The sequence below is a fragment of the Bradyrhizobium sp. McL0616 genome, from assembly GCF_049993385.1.
In the GTDB taxonomy this organism is placed as follows: Bacteria; Pseudomonadota; Alphaproteobacteria; order Rhizobiales; family Xanthobacteraceae; genus Bradyrhizobium.
This window is the reverse complement of sequence record NZ_CP188255.1, coordinates 4025230-4044389: the sequence shown is the minus strand read 5'-3', so window position 1 is coordinate 4044389 and position 19160 is coordinate 4025230. Positions and strand designations below refer to the sequence as shown.

The 19160-nt window shown below is 60.0% G+C and carries 23 protein-coding genes; 13 read left to right on the top strand and 10 right to left on the bottom strand.

All coding sequences use genetic code 11. The features are described from left to right. The first annotated feature begins 23 nt into the window (after positions 1 to 23). Positions 24 to 530, top strand: coding sequence for a MarR family winged helix-turn-helix transcriptional regulator (locus tag ACPPVR_RS19695; protein WP_426615803.1), 507 nt, complete (start codon positions 24 to 26; stop codon positions 528 to 530). A 17-nt stretch (positions 531 to 547) separates the two neighbouring features. Here ACPPVR_RS19695 and ACPPVR_RS19690 read toward each other — a convergent pair whose 3' ends face one another. The 3 genes from ACPPVR_RS19690 to ACPPVR_RS19680 form a co-directional block, all read right to left on the bottom strand. Beyond that, on the bottom strand, positions 548 to 1663 hold the full coding sequence (locus tag ACPPVR_RS19690; protein ID WP_426615802.1) for an alpha/beta hydrolase family protein: 1116 nt from the start codon (positions 1661 to 1663) through the stop codon (positions 548 to 550). Between the two features lie 249 nt (positions 1664 to 1912). Beyond that, positions 1913 to 2884, bottom strand: a complete 972-nt coding sequence (locus tag ACPPVR_RS19685) for an SDR family NAD(P)-dependent oxidoreductase (protein WP_426615801.1) — start codon at positions 2882 to 2884, stop codon at positions 1913 to 1915. 141 nt (positions 2885 to 3025) lie between these two features. After that, positions 3026 to 3934, bottom strand: coding sequence for a dihydrodipicolinate synthase family protein (locus tag ACPPVR_RS19680; protein WP_426615800.1), 909 nt, complete (start codon positions 3932 to 3934; stop codon positions 3026 to 3028). A 313-nt stretch (positions 3935 to 4247) separates the two neighbouring features. Between ACPPVR_RS19680 and ACPPVR_RS19675 the strand changes: the two genes are divergently transcribed. Beyond that, entirely contained in the window at positions 4248 to 4487 is a 240-nt protein-coding gene (locus ACPPVR_RS19675; RefSeq protein WP_426615799.1) for a hypothetical protein, read from the top strand. Positions 4488 to 4604: 117 nt separating this feature from the next. On the opposite strand, the gene ACPPVR_RS19670 is transcribed toward ACPPVR_RS19675, so the two are convergent. Beyond that, the gene (locus ACPPVR_RS19670) at positions 4605 to 5579 is read right to left on the bottom strand and encodes an alpha/beta fold hydrolase (protein ID WP_426615798.1); all 975 of its coding nucleotides are present in this window, start codon (positions 5577 to 5579) and stop codon (positions 4605 to 4607) included. Between the two features lie 118 nt (positions 5580 to 5697). On the opposite strand from ACPPVR_RS19670, the gene ACPPVR_RS19665 reads away from it, so the two are divergent. The 4 genes from ACPPVR_RS19665 to ACPPVR_RS19650 all read left to right on the top strand — a co-directional run bounded on the left by ACPPVR_RS19665 (position 5698) and on the right by ACPPVR_RS19650 (position 9314). Next, on the top strand, positions 5698 to 6321 hold the full coding sequence (locus ACPPVR_RS19665) for a TetR/AcrR family transcriptional regulator (protein ID WP_426615797.1): 624 nt from the start codon (positions 5698 to 5700) through the stop codon (positions 6319 to 6321). Positions 6322 to 6330: 9 nt separating this feature from the next. Beyond that, a complete protein-coding gene (locus tag ACPPVR_RS19660) occupies positions 6331 to 6618 on the top strand; it encodes a hypothetical protein (protein ID WP_426615796.1) in 288 nt (95 codons plus the stop codon). Positions 6619 to 7680: 1062 nt separating this feature from the next. Further along, positions 7681 to 8937, top strand: a complete 1257-nt coding sequence (locus ACPPVR_RS19655) for a tyrosine-type recombinase/integrase (RefSeq protein WP_426615795.1) — start codon at positions 7681 to 7683, stop codon at positions 8935 to 8937. Continuing rightward, positions 8937 to 9314 carry a hypothetical protein gene (locus tag ACPPVR_RS19650; protein ID WP_426615794.1) on the top strand — a complete coding sequence of 126 codons (378 nt, stop codon included), beginning with the start codon at positions 8937 to 8939 and terminating at the stop codon, positions 9312 to 9314. The genes ACPPVR_RS19655 and ACPPVR_RS19650 overlap by 1 nt, the downstream gene beginning before the upstream one ends. Before the next feature lie 132 nt (positions 9315 to 9446). Here ACPPVR_RS19650 and ACPPVR_RS19645 read toward each other — a convergent pair whose 3' ends face one another. Beyond that, positions 9447 to 9683 (bottom strand): hypothetical protein, encoded by a 237-nt coding sequence (locus tag ACPPVR_RS19645; RefSeq protein WP_426615793.1) that lies wholly within the window; start codon positions 9681 to 9683, stop codon positions 9447 to 9449. Between the two features lie 71 nt (positions 9684 to 9754). Between ACPPVR_RS19645 and ACPPVR_RS19640 the strand changes: the two genes are divergently transcribed. From ACPPVR_RS19640 to ACPPVR_RS19630, 3 genes are all read left to right on the top strand, one after another. Further along, positions 9755 to 9952 carry a hypothetical protein gene (locus ACPPVR_RS19640; protein WP_426615792.1) on the top strand — a complete coding sequence of 66 codons (198 nt, stop codon included), beginning with the start codon at positions 9755 to 9757 and terminating at the stop codon, positions 9950 to 9952. Between the two features lie 680 nt (positions 9953 to 10632). Further along, positions 10633 to 10884: a hypothetical protein gene (locus ACPPVR_RS19635; RefSeq protein ID WP_426615791.1), complete on the top strand. Its 252-nt coding sequence runs from the start codon at positions 10633 to 10635 to the stop codon at positions 10882 to 10884. A gap of 118 nt (positions 10885 to 11002) precedes the next feature. Beyond that, positions 11003 to 11836, top strand: coding sequence for a three-Cys-motif partner protein TcmP (locus tag ACPPVR_RS19630; protein ID WP_426615790.1), 834 nt, complete (start codon positions 11003 to 11005; stop codon positions 11834 to 11836). On the opposite strand, the gene ACPPVR_RS19625 is transcribed toward ACPPVR_RS19630, so the two are convergent. Continuing rightward, entirely contained in the window at positions 11820 to 12572 is a 753-nt protein-coding gene (locus ACPPVR_RS19625) for a DUF5131 family protein (RefSeq protein ID WP_426615789.1), read from the bottom strand. The genes ACPPVR_RS19630 and ACPPVR_RS19625 overlap by 17 nt on opposite strands. Positions 12573 to 13008: 436 nt before the next feature. Between ACPPVR_RS19625 and ACPPVR_RS19620 the strand changes: the two genes are divergently transcribed. Next, entirely contained in the window at positions 13009 to 13233 is a 225-nt protein-coding gene (locus ACPPVR_RS19620; RefSeq protein ID WP_426615788.1) for a hypothetical protein, read from the top strand. A gap of 654 nt (positions 13234 to 13887) precedes the next feature. On the opposite strand, the gene ACPPVR_RS19615 is transcribed toward ACPPVR_RS19620, so the two are convergent. Then, positions 13888 to 14187, bottom strand: coding sequence for a hypothetical protein (locus ACPPVR_RS19615; protein ID WP_426615787.1), 300 nt, complete (start codon positions 14185 to 14187; stop codon positions 13888 to 13890). Between the two features lie 1022 nt (positions 14188 to 15209). Then, positions 15210 to 15455 carry a DUF6894 family protein gene (locus tag ACPPVR_RS19610; RefSeq protein WP_426615786.1) on the bottom strand — a complete coding sequence of 82 codons (246 nt, stop codon included), beginning with the start codon at positions 15453 to 15455 and terminating at the stop codon, positions 15210 to 15212. A 580-nt stretch (positions 15456 to 16035) separates the two neighbouring features. Between ACPPVR_RS19610 and ACPPVR_RS19605 the strand changes: the two genes are divergently transcribed. Beyond that, on the top strand, positions 16036 to 16293 hold the full coding sequence (locus ACPPVR_RS19605; protein ID WP_426615785.1) for a hypothetical protein: 258 nt from the start codon (positions 16036 to 16038) through the stop codon (positions 16291 to 16293). A gap of 781 nt (positions 16294 to 17074) precedes the next feature. Here the strand turns inward: ACPPVR_RS19605 and ACPPVR_RS19600 are convergent. Both ACPPVR_RS19600 and ACPPVR_RS19595 read right to left on the bottom strand, forming a co-directional pair. Then, complete coding sequence (locus ACPPVR_RS19600; RefSeq protein WP_426615784.1) at positions 17075 to 17491, bottom strand: hypothetical protein; 417 nt, start codon at positions 17489 to 17491, stop codon at positions 17075 to 17077. Positions 17492 to 17494: 3 nt separating this feature from the next. Further along, positions 17495 to 17731, bottom strand: coding sequence for a hypothetical protein (locus ACPPVR_RS19595; protein ID WP_426615783.1), 237 nt, complete (start codon positions 17729 to 17731; stop codon positions 17495 to 17497). Between the two features lie 454 nt (positions 17732 to 18185). Between ACPPVR_RS19595 and ACPPVR_RS19590 the strand changes: the two genes are divergently transcribed. Further along, positions 18186 to 18512 carry a ribbon-helix-helix protein, CopG family gene (locus ACPPVR_RS19590; protein ID WP_426615782.1) on the top strand — a complete coding sequence of 109 codons (327 nt, stop codon included), beginning with the start codon at positions 18186 to 18188 and terminating at the stop codon, positions 18510 to 18512. Next, the gene (locus ACPPVR_RS19585; protein WP_426615781.1) at positions 18512 to 18814 is read left to right on the top strand and encodes a hypothetical protein; all 303 of its coding nucleotides are present in this window, start codon (positions 18512 to 18514) and stop codon (positions 18812 to 18814) included. Before ACPPVR_RS19590 ends, ACPPVR_RS19585 begins: the two co-directional genes overlap by 1 nt. The last annotated feature ends 346 nt before the right edge of the window (positions 18815 to 19160 follow it).

The window sequence follows — 19160 nt, the reverse complement described above, 5'->3', positions numbered from 1 at the left end:
ATCAGCCGCACGGGAGTGACGCTGTGTCAGCGACGAGGAAAGAAGGGGCGCGCCTCCGCCCCGGAGGCAATCTCGATATCATCAGGCGCTTCACCTGGGAGATATCGTCGATCAACATGCATCTGGAGGAGCTGCGTCAGTTCTGGGCAAGGACGCTCGGCATCAGCGGTCCGCAATGGCTGATCCTGATGGCCATCTCCGACCTCGACAAGGACGACGGCGTTCCCGTCAACGTGGTCTCGAAACTCCTGCACGTCGATCCGTCCTTCGTCACCACCCAGTCCAAGCTGCTCGAGAAGAAGGGCCTGTTGCGCCGGCGGCCGTCGCCGACTGATGCCAGGGTGGTCCGGCTGTCTCTGGTCGACAAGACACAGAAGCACATCGCGAGTCTCAACGATCAGTACAAGACGATTCGCGAGTTCGTCTTCCAGGAATTCGACGAGAACGAACTGACCGAATTCACCACCAAGCTCGCGACGCTGAAGACCCGCCTCGAAAAGGCGTGCGTCAGGATATCTCTCGACCTCTAAGACACAGCAGGCGGCGTTCAGATCCGCCGGCCCGTGGCGCCGAGCTGCGTTTCGAGCCAGTCGAAGATGTACTCATTGGCAAGGCTCGGATTGTCTGCGTGAGCCTGCGCCGCGCCGGTCTCCGCTGCGGTGAACACCTTCAGCACGATGTCCGAGCTGCCGAGCCGCGATTTCTGCACGATCTGACGCGCCCGGTCGGCCTTGAGCCAGCCATCCTCGCCAAGCGTGATCAACACCGGAAAATCGACGCTGGAGGCCATCAGCGGCGAATGCGGCACCGGCACGATGCTGAGATCGCTCATCGCAAAACGGCTGGCGAAGAAGGACCGTTCGTGCAGGTCCCACAGGCCGCCATCGCAGACGGCTGCGGCGAGCCGCGGCTCCTGCAACACCGCACGTGCGACAAAAGAGGAGCCCCACCCGTCCGCCACAATCGCGACGCGATCGAAATCGACATCGCTGCGCGTCTCCAGATAGTCCATCACGCTGGCAATCGAGCTCTCGAGATCACGGCGCTGCAACAGCATGTCGGTGTAATCGTCGCGCTGGTCGCCGAGCAGGTCCAGCGCCAGCATCGAGAATCCGCGCTCGCGGGCATGCGGCGCGAGCTTGAACAGAAACTCCTCCTTGCGATGGCCGGGCTCGCCGATGCAGATCACGGTCGGAGCCCGCCCGTTCGCGGATGGCGCAGGCAGGAAATAGCCCTGCAACGAATGTCCTTCGACCCACGGCACTGTCACGACTTCGCCGGCCGGACCGCGCGTCGCGAGGGAGCGGCGGGCACAATCCTGCATCGCGAGCACCGCAACCCAGCGGCGCTCGTCGGCCGGATCGAGCGGCATTGCGGCCGCGCTGTAGTAATTCATGGCACGTAGCCAGTTGCGCTGTGCGGTCGCCATGTGGCCCTCCGCGAACGCGGCCTCGGCGCGATGCCGGTTGACGCGCGCCAGCTTCTTCCACTCGCGATGCCAGGACTGCTCGTCGCCGCGCTTCAGCTGCCGCGCGATCATCAGGCATTCCGCGATGGTGGCGCCGCCCTCCTGGGCTGCCGTGAGCAGCCGCGTAAACTCAGCGGAGATATCCTCTCTCTCCGGGCAGAGGATCCAATCGTCGGAGAGGCATGCGGGTATCATGAGAGCTACGCTTCATAGCTGGCGTTACCCTGATTCAGTAAACTATTTTAGTTCGCCAACCAAGCTGGCTTGCGCCGAATGAGACCCGTTTGAGATCACCATCGCTTGAACGCAGAAATTATTCCCGCATGCATGACATTCCGTTACGTCATAAAACGAACTTGCGCGAGAGACGGCAGGTATAATTACCTGCGCGTCTCTTGCCATGATGAGCATCATACCTATATCGGCGCGCGATCGTTGACAGTCTCAGCCAAGTCGCCAACCGACTTCCTGGTTAAAACTTTCGTAGAAGGCGCGGTCGTAGGCCTGTTCTGGCGTCGCGCGCACGCGCTCGTCGAGGCGCTTGGCGTCCTCGCCGACCAGGATGCGCCATCGCTCCGCCTTCACGCCGTCGAGAATGATCTTGGCGGCTTGTGCCGCCGTCGTCGGCGCATCCTCCAGGAAGCTGCGAGCGCGCTCGGCAAAGACCGCCTGGATGTCATCGTCCGACATTTTGTCAGCATCTGGCACACCGGCCGCGATCATGCGCGTGCGGGTCAGCGCGACCTCGTCGGCGTTGAGGCGCTCCGATCCATCGGCGCTCTGCACCTTGCGTGAGTTGGAGACGATCGAGGTGCCGATATGACCGGGCATCACCACCGAGCATTTGACGTGCGGCGCGTGCAGACGGAGGTCGTTGACGAGCGCTTCGCTAAAACCTTTCACCGCGAACTTCGCCGAGCTGTAGGCGGTGTGCGCCTGGTTCATGCCGATCGAGGCCCAGAAGCCGTTGACGCTCGCGGTATTGACGATGTGGGCTTCATCCGCCTTGACCAGCATCGGCAGAAAGGTGCGCACCCCGAGATAGACGCCGCCCCAGCAGATGTTGAAGGTGCGCTCCCACTGCTCGCGCGTGTTGGTGAACAGGCTGCTGCCGCCGCCGATGCCGGCATTGTTGAACAGCAGATGGATCCTGTCGGTCATCTGCTGCTCGGCGAGCTCGTCGCGAAAACGCTTGAGATGATCCTCGATCGAGACGTCGGCGACATGCGTGGTGACACGCAGGCCCTGCGGCAGCTTCTCGACCTCGCAGAGCCGCTTGGTCTCGGCCATCGCGGCTTCCGAGACGTCGCACATCGCGACATTACAGCCCTCCGCAACGAGCTGCCGTGCTAGCTCGCGCCCCATCCCCGTGCCGCCGCCGGTGATGACCGCGATCTTTCCTGCAAATTCCTTCATGGGACTTCAGCCCCTCCCCTTATCGGTATGTTTCTTCAAGACTGCCCGCTCATCGGGTCGCGCCCAAAATGTAGCAGCGCCGCATCCGCAGGTAAAAGCGGATCGGCGCTGCCGTTCAACATTCGTATTTCGACCGGCGGACTATTCTGCCGCTTCGACGCGCGAACCGCTCAATGCACCGAGCGCCTCCAATGCCTTGCGAGTCGCCGCCTGCTGCGCAGGTGAGGCCTCCGGCATCGGCGCGCGCGGATATGTCCTGGGCAGGCCCTGGAGCGTCTGGGCGTAACGCGTGCAGGCCGGCAGATTGTCGGCAATGATCGCGTTCCAGAGTGTCAGCAGCTTCTTGTGCAGGTCGAGCGCGCGCGGATGATCGCCCGCCTTCACCGCATCCCACAGCGCGACGGAGGCATGCGGCGCCGCCGTCAGGATCGCGGCGATCGAGCCGTGAGCCCCGAGCGCATAGGACGGATACATCAGGGCATCGACGGCGCTGTAGATCAGCTTGTCGGGCGCCATCATCATGAGGTCCGCGAACAGCTTGAGATCGCCCGCGCTCTGCTTGACGCCGACGACCAGCGGCACCTCGGTCATGATCCGCGTGAGCAGTGCCGGCGAGAGATACGACCACGGCACGACGTTGTAGATGATAATGGGCATGCCGGTCTCATCAGCCATGGCGCGGAAATGCGCGACCATCGCCTCGTCGTCAGGCTTGAACAGATAGTGCACCGGCGTGACCTGGAGGGCTGCGACATTCATGTCACGCACGAGCTTGCCGCGGCGGATCGCATCGCGGGTGGAGTCCACGATGATGCCGGCGATCACGGGAATGCGCCCCTTCACCGCCTCGACTGTCGCGGCCATCAGGTCGCGATACTCCTCGTGATCGAGCGTGTGGCCTTCGCCGGTCGAACCACCGGCGGCAACGCCATGGGCGCCGGCGCCGATCATCCAGTCGGCCTGGGGTGCCACAAGCTTGTAATCGATCTCGCCGTCTTTCCGGAACGGCGTCGTCATCGGCGGGATCACGCCGGTCGGTCCTACCTTCATGTTCTGTCCTCGCGTTTCCATAACCCTTGAGGCGGTCTCGCTCTTTTGACGAGTATCCGCACGCTTCCAAGCCTATCGGGTATGCAAGTCTTGGGAAGGGGCGCTTCGCGCGGCGCAGCCCCCACAATCGATCATTCCTGCCGGTTCCCCGTAGTTGCCCGGCTTCGGTTTAAAGGCAATTTTTTACAATCCGAATCGTCAAATGAGGAACGCCGGGGCGAGTCGGCCTGGCCGGCGTGTCGTTTCCGACACAGGCTGTGGCACTGGGCTTGCATCCTCCTCGTGGTCAGAAACTACCGATGAGGTGACTGGAATGTTCATAACCGTCGTTGCCGTGCTCTGCCGGCTTGGCGCCGCTGCCTCAGGCAGCTGTGTCGAAGAAATCGTGACCGACAGCAATATGACGCCCGACATGTCGATGGTGGCGTGCGCGGTCGGCGCGCAGGCCCCGCTTGCGAAATGGATGGGCGAGCATCCGATCTATCACACCAACTGGCGCCTCGACCGCTACAAATGCGTGCCGGGACACTACGAGATCAAGGGCCACGCCTAAAGGCCCCGTGAAACTACTGCTACAAGAGGAAACGCCCCGGAGGCCGCATTGTCTCTCCGCGCGGGCTCGCAGCGCCTGACCCATTGAGGCGGCGCGCATTGTAAAGACAATCACGCCTTAAGCCACCGTGCGCAAGATGACGGCACGCGCCTGTCGCCCCTCCGGCGTCGGCATCAGTGCGTAGTTATGCGGCTGGTCACGCAACAGATGCAGCTCGACCGGGACGCCCACCGCCCTCGCCCTTGCGGCGAGATCGACGCTGTCGGGATGGAGCAGATCGCGCGTGCCTGAGAAGATCGTCATCGGCGCGAGCGCGCGAAAACCGCCGTTCAACGGGCTGACGAAGGGATGGCCGACGTCGAGTTCGCCGGCATAGAGCCGCCCCGCTTCGATGATCCCCGGAATATCCTGCATCGGATCGCGCGCCGCGATCGCCATCTGCTCCGGACGGCTGACCGACGCATCGGCTGCGGGCGAGATCAGCACCAGCCGGTTCGGTTGCTTGTGCCCGCGATCACGCAGCCACTGACATGCGGCTAGCGCGAGGCCAGCCCCGGCCGAATTGCCGACCACGGTGACCTTCGCGGGCCCCGCATCTTCCAGCAGCATCCGCAACAGCTCGGCTGTCGCGGGCACGATATCCTTCGCGGTGGCGCGAGGCGCGAGCGGATAGATCGGCACGACACAAACGACGCGCGCCTTGCGCGTCATCTGACCGATCAAACGCCAATGCGCGGGCACGATCTCGTTGATGAAGCCGCCGCCATGCAGGAACAAGACGTGGTTGCAGCCCTCGTGTCCCGCTGACGGCGCGGTGTAATAGACCGGCCATCCGCCCATCTTGGTCAAGGTCACCTCGACGCCGCGCCCCAAACCCGTCGGCTCATAAGAGGTCGGCTGCAAGGCCAGCTTGCGCACATGCGCCTGCACGGCTTCGGCCGACGCCAGTTGCTTCTTGAATGGAAGCAGACCCAGCAGGGCGTTGAAGCAGCGGCTCTGCAAGCTGGGCGCGCGATCGTCTGGCGACGCCGCCTCTTGCGCGCGACCGCCCGGGCAAAACTGCAAGGCCGACACAATCTTTGCAACGCTCATGGTCACATCTCCGCCTGGCTTAAACTCGCGTGGCGACGAAGGCACTTGCCCGCTGCCGCCTGCGGATATAATGCGAGCGTTCGCTCGCTTTTCATACTCGCATTCGAGAACGCCAACCATGGCCCGCAAGCCGCCGACAAAACCCCGAAAAAACGCCTCGCAACAACGATCACGCGCCACCGTCGACGCGCTGGTCGAGGCAACCGCTCGCATTCTGGTCCGCGAAGGTTTTGAGAAGGCCAGCACCAACCGGATCGCCGAAGTCGCCGGCGTCAGCGTGGGCTCGCTCTACCAGTATTTTCCGAGCAAGGAGGCGCTCGTCGCCGCCGTGATCGACCGTCACAACCAGGAGATCATGCAGGTCGTGCGCGCCGCGCTCACGGAGGTCGCCGACATGCCGATCGAGAAAGCCGTGCGGAAGCTCGTGACCGTCGCAATCGAGGCCCACCGCATCGACCCCAAACTGCACCGCGTCCTCGCCGAGCAGATCCCGCGCACGGGACAGCTCGCCGACGTCGAAGCCTTCAACCGCGAGGTCCACACCCTCGTCCGCGCCTATCTCGAAAGCCGCCGCAAGGAGATGCGCAAGATCGATCCGGGCCTGGCCACCTTCATCTGCGTCAGCGCGATCGAGGCGGTGGCACACAACACGGTGCTGAACCACGCGGAGATGCTGTCGGAGAAGACGGTGAGGACGCTGGTGGATGAGACGACAAGGATGGTGGTGGGGTATTTGAGGTAGGTGGATGCTATGCGGCGGACGACAGAAAGAACGCCGCCGTCCGTAAGGCATTGGCGCGAGGACGCCGACGCCGTCGGCGCTGGCGACCTGAACTTTCACGACAACCTGGGCACTGCCGCCACGTTGCTCTCTGAGGTCGGCACTACGGCTCCAGAAATCGCCGAGGCGCTAACCTGGACCGTGGACAAGGCCCAGCGCGTAATCGACGCTTATCTCGCCCGACGGGGCATTTCGGCGGCGAACGCATATGCCAAGCTTGAGGACCACCGAGACAAAAACAAAGAGGCCACCTACTAACGCGGCCTTACGTCGATGCGAGGACGCGGAGGACGTCGAAAAGCACCGGGTTGCTGACGCCGCCGAAAGCAAAAACGCCGCCCGCTTAAATGTAGCGCGGGCGGCGGCTTTCCAGCCCCGGTGGGTGTGACGCAAAGATCCGGTGCAGAATATCTTGCACAAGTTGTGCCACGGTTTTGTGTCGCGTATTGGCACAGGCGGGAAATGAAAGAGGCCGCCAACTGAGGCGGCCTTAACGTCACCCGGCCCCGCTGATGAGCTTGTCAAAGCCCACCAAGGCACCAAAAACGATCCCAGTGACGACGACAAAAGCGGCAAAATACCAGATGCGATTCATGCGGGGATAACCCGCGCGCGCTGGGATGGTTCTGTCAGGGGCGAGCTCCCCGCCCGGTCTGGTGCTCTCGGCCGAAGAATGGGCGGGGAGCTGCCGCGCGTCGGTCCCCCGTCGCACAATGAAGCTAGAAACGTGCCATGACACTTATATGAAGCGGTGATGCCGCCTCAGTGGACGTTGATCCTGTCCAGAGGGAGCCGAAGTTCCGCCGCGCGCTCCTCGCGATCCCTTTTGCGGAACTCGCTTTCCTTCCGCTCGAATTCACCCAGCTCCTTCTGAGCTGCTTCTAGAATTCGACTACGCGGCGCCAACTGCGTCGGTTCTCTCATAACGCATCCCCTACCTCGATCCCAGCCTACGTCAAAACCGGATCGGCATGGAGGCTCCGTGCCATCTGATTACGGATTTATGACGGCACCAGACGATGCAGCTCAACGTTCGATCGAGAACAGCCGCTGAACAAAATTGCAAACCGGCGGTTGGCTGCAAACCAACCGCCTCGAAACATCTTTGATCTTATTTATTAATTTGGTCGGAGCGAGAGGATTTGAACCTCCGACCCCTAGTCTCCCAGTTATAAACGACCTGTTTTATAGCCATTCCCAGGGTTGGACGAACGGCAAGAAAGCTCTGTAAATCCTACGCTATCCAACCCCTGCCCCCTTGCCTAATTCGGGGTAATAGTCATATTGCTGGCTACATACTGGCTATAAATTGGGTGGGGCATGGCAACGATCAGGATCACGACCGACAGCGTAGCGACGCTGATGAAATCGGCGGTCCCGAACAAGACCACATATTACTTCGATGAGGATTTGGCGGGCTTTGGGCTGTACCGGACCACGACCGGCACCGGCACATTCTTCGCCGAATTTCGGCCCGTGGCTGGTGGATCAAAGAAAAGATTGAAGCTCGGCCGGGTTGGTACTCTTAAGGCCAATGAGGCGCGCGAGGCGGCCCGCCAGGCAATCGCAAACGCGGCGCTGGGGAAAGACCTTGCCCAAAATCGGAGCGACGAGCGAGCCAGCCTGACGGTTGAGGAATTGGTCTCGAAGTACATCGAGACGAGAAACAAGAAGGTCTCTACCGCCAACCTCTATCGGATGCTGCTCAAGAAGCACATCAAGCCGCGACTGGGATCGACCAAGGCCATTGTGTTGACGCGGAGTGACGTCAACCGGGCGCACTCACTCATGTCGCAGGAGGCCCCCGTAAGCGCCAACCGCGCCATTAAGCTAATCTCTGCCGCTTACGGCTGGGGCGCACAGAATGGCCCGCCCGATAAGAAGGGCGTAACCTACGTCCCGGAAGGCATGAACCCGGCATCCCGGATCGAGCTGAACGAGGAGGAAGGCCGCGAGCGCTATCTGACTGGCTCCGAAATGATGGCCATCGGCGCGGCAATGATCGAGGCGGAAACGGTGGGTATGCCGGTAGATGCTGGCGACGCCAAGCACGCGCCCAAAGGGCAGTTAGTCGTTATGTCGCCATATGCCACTGCAGCCGTCAGGTTGATCATGCTAACGGGTGCTCGCCTGCGGGAGATACTAAATCTGCGGTGGGATGAAGTCGATCTGGATCGCGGCGTGTTGCGCCTGCCGGACAGCAAAACGGGAAAAAAGACCATCTTCCTGCCCGCCGCCGCCGTCGAAATTATCAAGGGCCTTACCCGGCTGGGTGCGTTCGTCATCGCAGGCGAATCGGCCGGGACCAAGAATGAGAAACCTCGCGCGGATCTGAAGCGACCATGGGCGGCAATATGCAAGCGCGCTGGCGTGACCGGAGTCAGGATCCACGATCTGCGCCATACATTCGCGTCGACCGGCGTCGGTGATCAGATGGGGCTTCCGGTGATAGGCGCCCTGCTCGGCCATTCCGATCCGAGCACGACGCAACGTTATGCCCACCTTGCTGACGAAGCCGCCCGCCGCGCCGTAGAAGCCATCGGCAGCAAGATTGCTGGCCACCTGGGAGGCAAGTGATGGCGCCGCTATCGAAGCCGTTCAGCGTGGCCGCACAGCCCATAGCTGCGGCGATCGGTGATGGTCGTGCCGAAGATGCCATGCACGCCTTAGTGCGCCTACTTAAGGCCGGCAATGCCGATAAGGTGGTACAGGCGCTTGCGGCCAAATGGATCGAGACTATTGGCCTGAGGCCCGGCGATGCCAAGGCGCTCCGAGGCGGTCGCAAGGAATCGCCCAAGGAGTGGCTTGATATTGCAGAGATGGTGACCAGCCTGCAGGAAGATGGCGAAACCTATCGGGCGGCCATCGAGAACACAGCCAGACACTTCGGCTACAGCGAACGCCATATCGAGAAGTGCGTCGCGATGTGGAATGGCGCCAAGAAAGTCGAATAGAAAGGTGGCTCACCCCGCACAGTGACGTGCAGCCCCTAAAAGTAAAACACCCCGCCAAGCGTTAGCCTGACGGGGTGCCTTCAGCGGCGGATTGCTTCTGGGTACTGCCAGACTCTTGGCCGCCGAACTGATTTACTCTGCCGCTTCGATGGGTAGTTCTTTGTGGATCTGGCTTTCGATGGTGCTGATGTTGTTCGCCAGACCTCCCACCATCGATTGCACTGGCTGTAAGTAGCCCATCAGTTCATTACAGTCGCCGGACTCGCCGATGGCATTCTCTAGGGCTTTTAGGCCGTCCTTTAACACGCCCACGCCGATAATAAGATCCGTTGCCATTCCGCTCAGGATGATTCTGCTCTCGTTAGCCATGATCTAGTTCTGCCCTTTGGGGTTCAGGCCGGAGACTATTCCTCTGCCTGAATCCGTGTTAACATGCTCGCATGAACGATACACGCCATGTTAACATGAAATCACCAAAAAAGAGACCAACGGTTACGGGCGATTTGGTTGGCGTCCGCATTCAGCCCGATATGGCCAAGGCTCTCGACGACTGGCGCCGCAAGCAAGACGACCTGCCCGGCCGGCCTGAGGCAATTCGTAGGCTGGTCGAGTTGGGGCTGAAGGTGAAAGCGAAATAACGCGAATTCGCAATCGGAGGGGATTGGACCATGAAGCCACTAATCGGACTTATCGCGCTGCTCTTTGCGACCAGCGCATTTGCTCAAGCTCCTCCACCAAAGGGTGCTAAAAAGTCTCTCGCTCATGTCACGCCGCAAGCGCCGATGGGTTGCAAACTGGTTGGCGCGGTCAGGGGCACCAAGATATGGGCTGGTGACTGCATTGCTGCAGCGCCCTCAGCTCCTGCGGCGGAAACTCCGCAGCCTGCACCCCAGCCTGGATCTCCTAGTAGCGCCCCCGCCCCCGCCCCCGCCCCCGCCCCCGCAGAGAAGCAATGATCTTATTTCGCCGGCTAGTCGAGATCGGACGGACCAAATCGAAATACGGGGCTGGCGAGCCGATCTGAGGGTTGCCAAAAAATACGCCGCCCGGCTCGAAATACGATGTCCCGGCGGCGTCCTGTTGCTGGCCCCTGAAATCCTCCAGCGCGATTATCTGTAGCAGCAATCGCGGCGCGCAAGTGTGAACTGGTTCACAATCGGGGCCCCGTAAAGTCACGGCGTTCTGGGCGCCTCGCCCACAAGTAGAGTTGCCCGCCCCACTTCCTGCGCTACAGTTGCGGTCTGGGGGGACTTCAATGGGTTGGTTTAAACAGAAGTACGGCGATGTTCGGATTAGTCGATAGTTGAGGCGCCATAAGATGAAGATTGCGATCCTATCTGCCGCAGATGTCGCGGGTTTGTATACTGCGACGCTAATGGAGCGAGGGCACGAAATCACCATCGGCCCTTTCGGCCATGCACCTACGGCAGTGGACGGCATGATTGAGGATGGAATTGAGGGAGTTCTCATCCTATCCGACAACGATGAGAACTTGGATGAGATTGCGGCGCGGTTCACTAGGGCAACCGGCCGTCCTATATGGCGCAATCTGACGGAAATTCCGCGCTGATGGGCGGCTCGGCCTGCCGATCGATAAGATGATCGAGCCGCTTTACTTGTGCACTATTTGCTTTCGGATTTTCTGGCTTCTTGGCAGGCGCTGCGCCGGCTTCACGCGGGATTAAACGATGTTTGAACCGGCCCCTTTAAAGTTTGACGAGGTTGGAGCTTGGTCCGAACTTAAGCTCGAGATCGTCGAGAAATACGGCGCGGCTTACACCAAGGCATTCGCTCGCCATCCCGGCCTTAAGAAGTACTACGTCGATTCCTTCAGCGGTGCCGGCGCCCACATCTCCAAGTCGACGAAAAAGATGATCGATGGGAGCCCTGTGCGCGCGCTACGGATTAATCCGCCGTTCGATGGATTCCACTTCATCGACCTCAACCAACAGAAAACTGCTCATCTCAAGACACTTTGCGGTGCGCGTGATGACGTGCACATCGAGACCGGAGATGCCTCGAAATACCTCATCGAGCAGTTGTTGCCGACTATCAACTACACGAAATTCAATCGAGCCCTTTGCCTTTTCGACCCTTACGGGCTGCATCTCCATTGGCGAGCAATGGAGCTTGCGGGAAAATCCGGCGCGGTAGACATGTTCCTGAATTTTCCCGTGATGGACATGAATAGGAATGCGATCTGTCGCGATCCCTCCGCAGTGCCTCAGGAGGGCATCGATCGCATGAACAGCTTCTGGGGCGATGATTCATGGCGCGAAGCCGCTTACACCGAGCATCCCCAAACCGATCTCTTCGGGGCGTCACAGATCATCAAGCAGGGCAATGACGCGATCGTCCAAGCTTTCCGCGATAGACTGAAAAATGTTGCGGGCTTCAAGTATGTTCCCGAGCCACTTCCAATGAGGAATAGCATCAACGCCGTGGTCTACTATCTCTTCTTCGCGTCTCAGAAGCCGGTCGCTGACAAGATCATCAAAGACCTGTTCACGAGGTACCAATAGCCGCCGGCATCTCGTCGTAGGTCCGCCCATTCAATGTGCGCCCAGTGGCCTTCTTGTTCTTGCCGCCCCACTGTTTGAAGAAAAATGCGGTGCTGTAGCGGCGACAGGCGGACTCGATTTCGCGAACCCACTCAGCATCCATCGGCCGAGCCTTCGGACCACTCTCGCCGCCCACTATTGCCCAGTGGATTTTCTTGAGGTTGGCGTCGGCGACAGACCCCAGCAGTGGCTCAAACGAGATGAACCGCACCGCTGCGCGCACGCGGCGCAAAACGTCGATTCGATGCAAGTAGTCGGCGCTCTCCACGCTAGTGCCGAGCCAAACGTTGCGCAGCACTGGCAGACCCGATGTGATCTCAGCCATGCGATCCGGTCGCTTCGTAAGGATCTGGTAGGTGTGCTGCGGCGTAGCTGACATCGTCGACCACACATCCGCGACGAACTCTGCCGGAACGTCCGCGTGGAAGAGGTCAGACATCGAATTCACGAAAATCTGGCGTGGCTTAGTCCAGCCTTTCGGGGTGTCGAGCGCCTTCCGATCCAGATAAAGCTTACCAGTCCACACGGCGCGCTTGCCGCTCTTTCGCGTCAGCCCGTTGTACTTGGCAACGCCCATGGCATCGAGTCGCGCGGCCATCCGCATGGCGTAGCAGTTGGTGCACCCAGCGGTTAACACCGTGCACCCTGCTACCGGGTTCCACGTTGCATCAGTCCATTCGATGGAAGTTTCCGCCATGCATACCTCGTTCAGGGTCCATAGCATCACAGGAAAGTGGTGAGATTTCGTTAACTACCTGCCCACCCACCTCACGCCAGCATTCCGCCGCAAGTAGCCTGAGAAAATGCCGTATGTCAGAACACATCCGTTGCGATCACTGCCAAGACGAATTTGCGCCAGAAGAGTTGGTCGTTCTTGACCCTCCGTCCGGTCATGGCGAATTGATTTGCGCTCGGTGCATCGAAATCAAGCTTCGTCGAGCCATCGCGAAACTGCCGCGTGATAATTGATGACGAATGCAGCGCCAGCAGCGCGGGCGCAACCTCAGAGGCCGGTGCCGGTTTTAGGCTCACGGCGTATCGCGGAGTATTGCTGCGATTTAACTGGCCATTCCAGCCGGGGCGGGCGATGGGTGCGCGGTCGCCCCCTCTTTCAAGGACCTGCCCGTCAACTCATGCCGGACATCGAAATCACCGACGACTGCCGCGCCTTGATCGAGAGCTCGATAGATCCCCTACCGCAAGACGGTCCGCAGCGCCTGTCCAACGGCAACTGGCGGGTCCCGGTTGACGCGAGCACGTTGCGTTGGCTGGATAAGCTGCGGCGGAACGGCGAAACGATCTCGGACTGCATCATCCGCATCATCATCGTCAGCCTGCACAAGCGCGGTCTGCAATAAGGCACGCCTATAAGGAATCGTTCGCGTACGCGCGCGCGGACGCCTGCTTCCCCACGAGCTTGACCACCCCCTTGCGATCGACCGGACCTGACACGCAAGTCCCTACGCCCAAAGTCTCGCAGCGCCCCATGCCCGACGTTGGTCGGGCTTGCGCCGGAATCGCGCCTAGGTAGGCTCTGGACGGGTTGAGGAGAAGCTATGGCCAGGAAGCCTATTTCCGGAACTGATTTAAGCTGGATTATACTTGAGGAATTGAGGGAGGCGGGCGTTCGACCACAAGGTATTGCGGTTGTTCCCGGCCGTAAGGAGTCTGATTGGCGCGTCGTCGTCGAAGCGCGAAGCCGAACCCACATGCAAGAGAATGATATGCGGCGGCTCGCGGCGATCGAGAAACGGCTACGATCCGTTTATGCCTTGGCGGACTAGCACAGATCTCCCCTCGCAGGTGGATTGCGAGAGTACATCCAAGACCACCGGAATGAAGATCGGAAAGAGCCGCATTGGGGCCGGCGCGAGATCAAGAGGGACCAATGATCATCTTGCCACAGGGTTTTCACATTTCGTTGGAATGAAGCTGTTTCACTATTGAGGACACCATTCATGACAAAGCCAAATTGCTTAATCGTTTTCGCTGCGGGAAAACAACTGGATCTCCTACGCGGGGAAGCTTCTCGCATCGCCAAAGAAAATAAAGTGGACTGGCATATCGACCGCGCGGACATCGGCACGCGCTTTTGCTTCGAGGACGCTAAGGCGAAGGAGGCCTTTGCCTCGACATGTGACAGCTTCAGCATTTCGTGCAGAGACGGCTAGGAAGGCAAGGCGGGCGCCGAGCAGCACCCACGGAAAGCCGCAGCGCGTTTCCAAGCAGACCTGAGAAGAGATATTCAGCGCCATATCGTCGGTGGATTGAGTGCCTTGCGCCCAGCCGCCCTTAGCGCGTCCTTCGAACATTGCCCCTGCGCCGCCACCTCAAGGAGCTTCGATGCAACGTGTGTTCTGGCGCCCGTTTCATTGACGGGGATGTTTTCACAAACTTCCTCAAATACCGCTCTAAGAAGCGCGGTTGTAACGCTATCGAACATGCCACAGCCTCAAATACTAAGAGGACGATGGACGCGGCGCGAGCGGAGTATATTCGCTCGGGGGCGCCACATGCATTCCGGTCTGGGCACTGAAATCCCAGCGCACCCACCCTGCCATTCCAATTTTAAGTTTTTGTGACCCCTAGAACTAAGGTGCGCGGGTAAAACGAAACCGGTTGCCTCCGACGTTATTGTTCGGCGGCTAGGAGGCGTCGAGACCTGTCTTCCTGTCCAACGATCGAATGCCAGCAAGTCGTCGTGAACAACATGGCTCGGCTGCACTGCCAACCCGGTCCCAAGTTCGATTCAGAGACTTCCAGATTCTGGCTTGACGCAATGGCGGCAACAGCAGCCGCCAGAACAAGGCCTGTTAAGGCGAGCACCAGAGAGGCTGTCCAATTGAATTTCATGGCGCGTCCTCCGATCAAGGCGGGGACGGTAGGCCTGGCTTAGGCTTGTGAAGTGTGAACTACTTACAAGCCTTCTTCAAAGCTCATCACACTGGCGTGCGGGCCTCGCTAACGTCGATCCACAAATGTTGATGCGTGAAGGTTCGCGACGCCATATGATCCCTCAACCGGGGGGTGGCTCCATATTTTACTTAGATCTTTTTCACCCGGATTTTTTGACCGTGGCGCGGGCCGCAGCGGTTTAACCTCCCGCTGCGGCCTCCGTATTTGCACCCCAGTGCTCTGTCTCCAAGGAACCCTCCGCCCTCTTCGGGTTACCGCTTGGTCGCACCCTCGTCTGGAGCATCCCAACCAGGCCCTCGCTTTTGCCCCAAAGCGGGGGCCGTTCCTGTTGCGAGGCACAATGGACGAAACTTGGCGGGTATCCAAACACGACATCCAAGGGCTAGGGCGGCCTCTTGGAGAACCGACCGAGACGGCCTTAATACCTGTGTCGATCGACTTCAAACGTGAATTTGACGTCGAGCACAGGGCCGCTGTCGTCCCGGACTTCGATTGCCATCAGATGGCTCTGTCCACTTCCTTCATTGCGGATGGCATCCCGCGCCATATCCGCCAGCGAGCGCGCCGCCTCTTCCTGCGCCTTTTCGAGGGTGGAGAGTTCCAGACCTTCCTCGTCGGGGATGATCTCTTCCCCGGATCGAATGTCAAAATAATACCGCTTCATTCAACGAGAACGACGCAAACCCAAATTTGTTCTTCCTCAAATTAGGCCACTCTCCAGAGACTCTCCGCAATGAGGGCATTGCGAAAAGTACTCTTACTCGGGCGACCGCAATCCCGGCGATGTCAGCCACCCGCTCATGTGCGAGCCGGTCTCGGCTTGCCGAACCCTACGGAGGGCGTCATCGCGTGTAGGACCATGGGGAAGTAGTTCGGCTTCTTCGCGGAGCCGTCTGGCTTGTTCCGCAAGGCGTTCTTCGAGGGACGTGGTTTGCTTGATACGGGGTCGCTGCATAGCGCTGCTCCTTTCCAGAGGAGGCGGGAGCGCGTGATGGCGTTCTCATCACCGACGTAAGCCAAGGGCCGCGCGGCGGACTTATGGTCAATTTTGACCACCTCGGAAAAGTTAACAAAGGCAAATCAGGCCACTGCGAAATTCAACTTAGGCCCTGAGGTCCGGAAGCAGGCCAGTGCCGACAGCACTAGCGGAGCCTGCATAGGAACGGTCCAAGCGAGCCGACGAGGTGAACTGCGGAAGAATCATCCTATAGCTTTCCGCAGTTCGCATTTGAGGCTGCCGATCGATGAAGTTGACCAATGACCGTCCCTATTCCGAGCCGGAAGCCGCGGCGCGCAAGCTGGTCGAACTCGCAGCCAGCATCGAGCCGGTCCAAGACGGACGCATCCACATCGAGAAGCTCAACGCGCCGTTTCTATACAAGCTCAAAGCCACTGGACCGGAGTTCGGCGCCGGCATCAAGATCGCGATCGAACGCGGCTGGCTTGAGCTGCACGAGAGCGGGACCTACGTGCGGCTGAGCAAAGCTGACGGGCACGGATAGATTCGGACGCTGCTGTATTGTTCCCTCGACTTTGTGAAGCGGGTCCGTCCCCAACGAAGTACCCCCTTTGGGCAGTCTCTTTTCCATTTCACCGGCATAAACTGAATTGGCCAACCGGGCTGGCTCTTACCCTTCCAGCCCTAGCCCGGGGAAGCGAGCTGCTAGCTAGCACTTCAGATTGAGGAACAAAGCATTGTGGCTGCTTTTGCTTTGCACAGCTTTGATTTTATTGGCCCTTTTCGGGATGGTTTTACGCATAGCTTTTGATCTTCCCGAACATATTTACATCTCCGAGGACTAGGATGGTCCGCGCGAGCCCAATCAGCACGACGCTCCACACGAACAACCCCCGCTGCGGATGACCGGAGGGCGTGCCCTTCGAATACCATGTGATGGGCTTGCCAGCTTGAGTAGACCGCGCGAAATGGGAAAAGCCGCAGCGCGGTTCCAGCCCCCACTGCGGCATTCCCGGACAACTGGAAATTGATAAGTACTTAAATCGCGCCGGTGTTCTCACAGTAGAACACCCCGTTCCGAATAAGGACTCCGTACAACTACCGGAGTCCACTGTTCCACCCATTGTCGTTAAAGTGCGAACATGGCACGGCTCGCTTTCCAGCCCCATGCTCCCGGCCGCCGATCCAATTGCGGATAAGGAGCGCCGAGAGTGCTAGGCCCGCCAGTGTGAACCGGCGGGCCTTCTGCTGTCACCGCCTCAACGGACGGCGGTGCGTAATCAGCCGCTGCCGGTCGCGCTTCTTCTGCAGTCTGCGACGGCGCTTCATTCGTCGCGCTCCGCCAGGATGCGGCAGATCTCGGTCGAAACGATCGCCTGTTGCGCTGGCGAAAGCTGCGCATATCTCGCCGCGATGTTTGCGGCCTGCGTTGCCATCGTCTCTCGACCGCGACGCTCGTCCATCATCTGCTTTAAGCCCTTGAGGCAGCCGCTGAGCATCCAGTCGAAGCTGATCCGGTTATCCTGGCAGAAGTCACTCAACGCTTCCGACATGCTCCGCCCGACCTTGGGAGGCGCTTCTAGATGCCACTCGATTGCCAGCCACAACAAGCGCCTGCTGATGTGCCGCGACGAGCTGGCGCCGTCCTCGTTCAGCCGGCCCTCGGCGGTTTCCCTCCGCTTGGCAACGTTGCGGCGGCGGGTCATGGCCCGGCGGCTGGGCTTCTGCTTTGCCTTTGCCATGGCTCAGCCCTCCACCGATCGGTTGGACTGCACGGCCGCAATCGCGGCGCTCAGCTTGACCTCGGCCTTGGTCAGCAGGTCCGCGCGTGCGGCCGCATACTCCCGGTCCCGCCGCAATTGCTGCTGGATGGCGTTGAGCTTGGAGCGCGCCTTGTCGACGTCGCAGCGGACGTCCCGCACCAGGTCGGCCTCGGGCGAGGCTAGGATGAGGTCGTAGCTCCGGAACGAGAAGGTGTGCATGTTCGGGCGGCCGGAGGATTTATAGCTTGGCGACGGATTTAGAGCCTGGCGACCGCCACCGCGCTGGGTCGTGATCAAATGACGGATTGTGCGGCTCGCACACGTTCGAGGCCGGCCGGCCGCCGGTCGGGAATGCAAGGATGTTCGACGGGCTCGGAACCGGCCTGGGAGACGCGCTGATGCGTTCGCCGTTTTCCGGCTGTCTGGTGTAGCAGGTTGAGCGGTCAACGAATCCACGGGTTCGGTTAGGCGCTCTATGGCGAGTTTATTTTACCCGTGACGTGCTATGCACGCTGTCAGCTTCGGTCATCTTGAATACCCTTCTGTGATTGAGGTTAGAGCCGGGCGGAAGTTGCCGCTTCCGTCGCGGCTCGAATTCTTGTAAACTAAAATTGTGAAGAGATCAATTTCCGTAAACAAAAACTCGCGGGGCCGGCCAAAGAAGGCTGGCGGGGTGGATCCCGTCAGCGCTGTTCGTCTGCCTGCCGACGTAACAGCGGAGGTTGATGCCTGGGGTGAGGCGCGCGAGCTAAGCCGTTCCGAGGCCATCCGCCGGCTGGTCGAGATCGGTTTGGGCAAATCCGTTCCGGCCGTCGCGGTTACGTCCCCCGCCAAGGGCTCAGCGGAGCGCGCTAAACAACTCGCAGGCAAGACGATTGACGGCATGGTCGAGCCCGCGGCTTCAGCCGAGGAAAAGGCGGTACGCAAGCGCCGCTTGATAAAAGGGCCCGAAGAGTTTCGAGGAAGTCGGATCGACCGAGCGAGGACGAAGGACAAGTAATGTCAGCCTTCCTTGGCTCAATCTTCGCGATGGATGTCGACGGGGGAGCAACCGTTGCGTTCGAAGCCAAGAACTTTCGAGAGGCTTCAGAGCTATGCAACGAAGACTGGCTCCGCGCCGACTTGATTGCACTCACGTCCAACGGCGTTTCGCTGTGCACTCCGACGGCCACGTTGAAAGTTCGACGAGCCTACGAAACAGAGACTCAGATTTACCGGGAAGCTGAACGACAAGCTCAGACAGATGACTTGGTTCTAGCCTACCTGATTGAACTGGACGGCGCAGACGACCTCAGCCCCTAGGGTGCTCATACCAAACGACATAGTTCGGCAGTCCGCCGGCAGAGACGTCGATATCAGCGCCTCCATCTCACATCATGAAAACGGCTGGCGAGCGAGGCCGATCAACTGAGGCCTTGCGCTCACCTCCGGTCCCCTGGATCGGCAGATCCGCCTTCGGGCGGTCTTTCGCTTGCGCGGGGCATCGACGGCATTGACCTCGCGCACGAGTTGAGGAAGGCTAGCCCCTTTCCAGATCAAAGGTTGTGTGAAAACCTGAGCGACGAGAACGTCCTCCGTTTTTACAAAAATATCCGCATTCAAGCCGCCGCCGATCGTGCCTCGGGCGGCCGGTACCACCTACTTGGTA

Coding starts and splice junctions, on each gene's coding strand:
- ACPPVR_RS19690 (WP_426615802.1), bottom strand. CDS start 1,663: ATGATACCCGCATGCCTCTCCGACGATTGGATCCTCTGCCCGGAGAGA.
- ACPPVR_RS19685 (WP_426615801.1), bottom strand. CDS start 2,884: ATGAAGGAATTTGCAGGAAAGATCGCGGTCATCACCGGCGGCGGCACG.
- ACPPVR_RS19680 (WP_426615800.1), bottom strand. CDS start 3,934: ATGAAGGTAGGACCGACCGGCGTGATCCCGCCGATGACGACGCCGTTC.
- ACPPVR_RS19675 (WP_426615799.1), top strand. CDS start 4,248: ATGTTCATAACCGTCGTTGCCGTGCTCTGCCGGCTTGGCGCCGCTGCC.
- ACPPVR_RS19670 (WP_426615798.1), bottom strand. CDS start 5,579: ATGAGCGTTGCAAAGATTGTGTCGGCCTTGCAGTTTTGCCCGGGCGGT.
- ACPPVR_RS19665 (WP_426615797.1), top strand. CDS start 5,698: ATGGCCCGCAAGCCGCCGACAAAACCCCGAAAAAACGCCTCGCAACAA.
- ACPPVR_RS19660 (WP_426615796.1), top strand. CDS start 6,331: ATGCGGCGGACGACAGAAAGAACGCCGCCGTCCGTAAGGCATTGGCGC.
- ACPPVR_RS19655 (WP_426615795.1), top strand. CDS start 7,681: ATGGCAACGATCAGGATCACGACCGACAGCGTAGCGACGCTGATGAAA.
- ACPPVR_RS19650 (WP_426615794.1), top strand. CDS start 8,937: ATGGCGCCGCTATCGAAGCCGTTCAGCGTGGCCGCACAGCCCATAGCT.
- ACPPVR_RS19645 (WP_426615793.1), bottom strand. CDS start 9,683: ATGGCTAACGAGAGCAGAATCATCCTGAGCGGAATGGCAACGGATCTT.
- ACPPVR_RS19640 (WP_426615792.1), top strand. CDS start 9,755: ATGAACGATACACGCCATGTTAACATGAAATCACCAAAAAAGAGACCA.
- ACPPVR_RS19635 (WP_426615791.1), top strand. CDS start 10,633: ATGAAGATTGCGATCCTATCTGCCGCAGATGTCGCGGGTTTGTATACT.
- ACPPVR_RS19630 (WP_426615790.1), top strand. CDS start 11,003: ATGTTTGAACCGGCCCCTTTAAAGTTTGACGAGGTTGGAGCTTGGTCC.
- ACPPVR_RS19625 (WP_426615789.1), bottom strand. CDS start 12,572: ATGGCGGAAACTTCCATCGAATGGACTGATGCAACGTGGAACCCGGTA.
- ACPPVR_RS19620 (WP_426615788.1), top strand. CDS start 13,009: ATGCCGGACATCGAAATCACCGACGACTGCCGCGCCTTGATCGAGAGC.
- ACPPVR_RS19615 (WP_426615787.1), bottom strand. CDS start 14,187: ATGTTCGAAGGACGCGCTAAGGGCGGCTGGGCGCAAGGCACTCAATCC.
- ACPPVR_RS19610 (WP_426615786.1), bottom strand. CDS start 15,455: ATGAAGCGGTATTATTTTGACATTCGATCCGGGGAAGAGATCATCCCC.
- ACPPVR_RS19605 (WP_426615785.1), top strand. CDS start 16,036: ATGAAGTTGACCAATGACCGTCCCTATTCCGAGCCGGAAGCCGCGGCG.
- ACPPVR_RS19600 (WP_426615784.1), bottom strand. CDS start 17,491: ATGGCAAAGGCAAAGCAGAAGCCCAGCCGCCGGGCCATGACCCGCCGC.
- ACPPVR_RS19595 (WP_426615783.1), bottom strand. CDS start 17,731: ATGCACACCTTCTCGTTCCGGAGCTACGACCTCATCCTAGCCTCGCCC.
- ACPPVR_RS19585 (WP_426615781.1), top strand. CDS start 18,512: ATGTCAGCCTTCCTTGGCTCAATCTTCGCGATGGATGTCGACGGGGGA.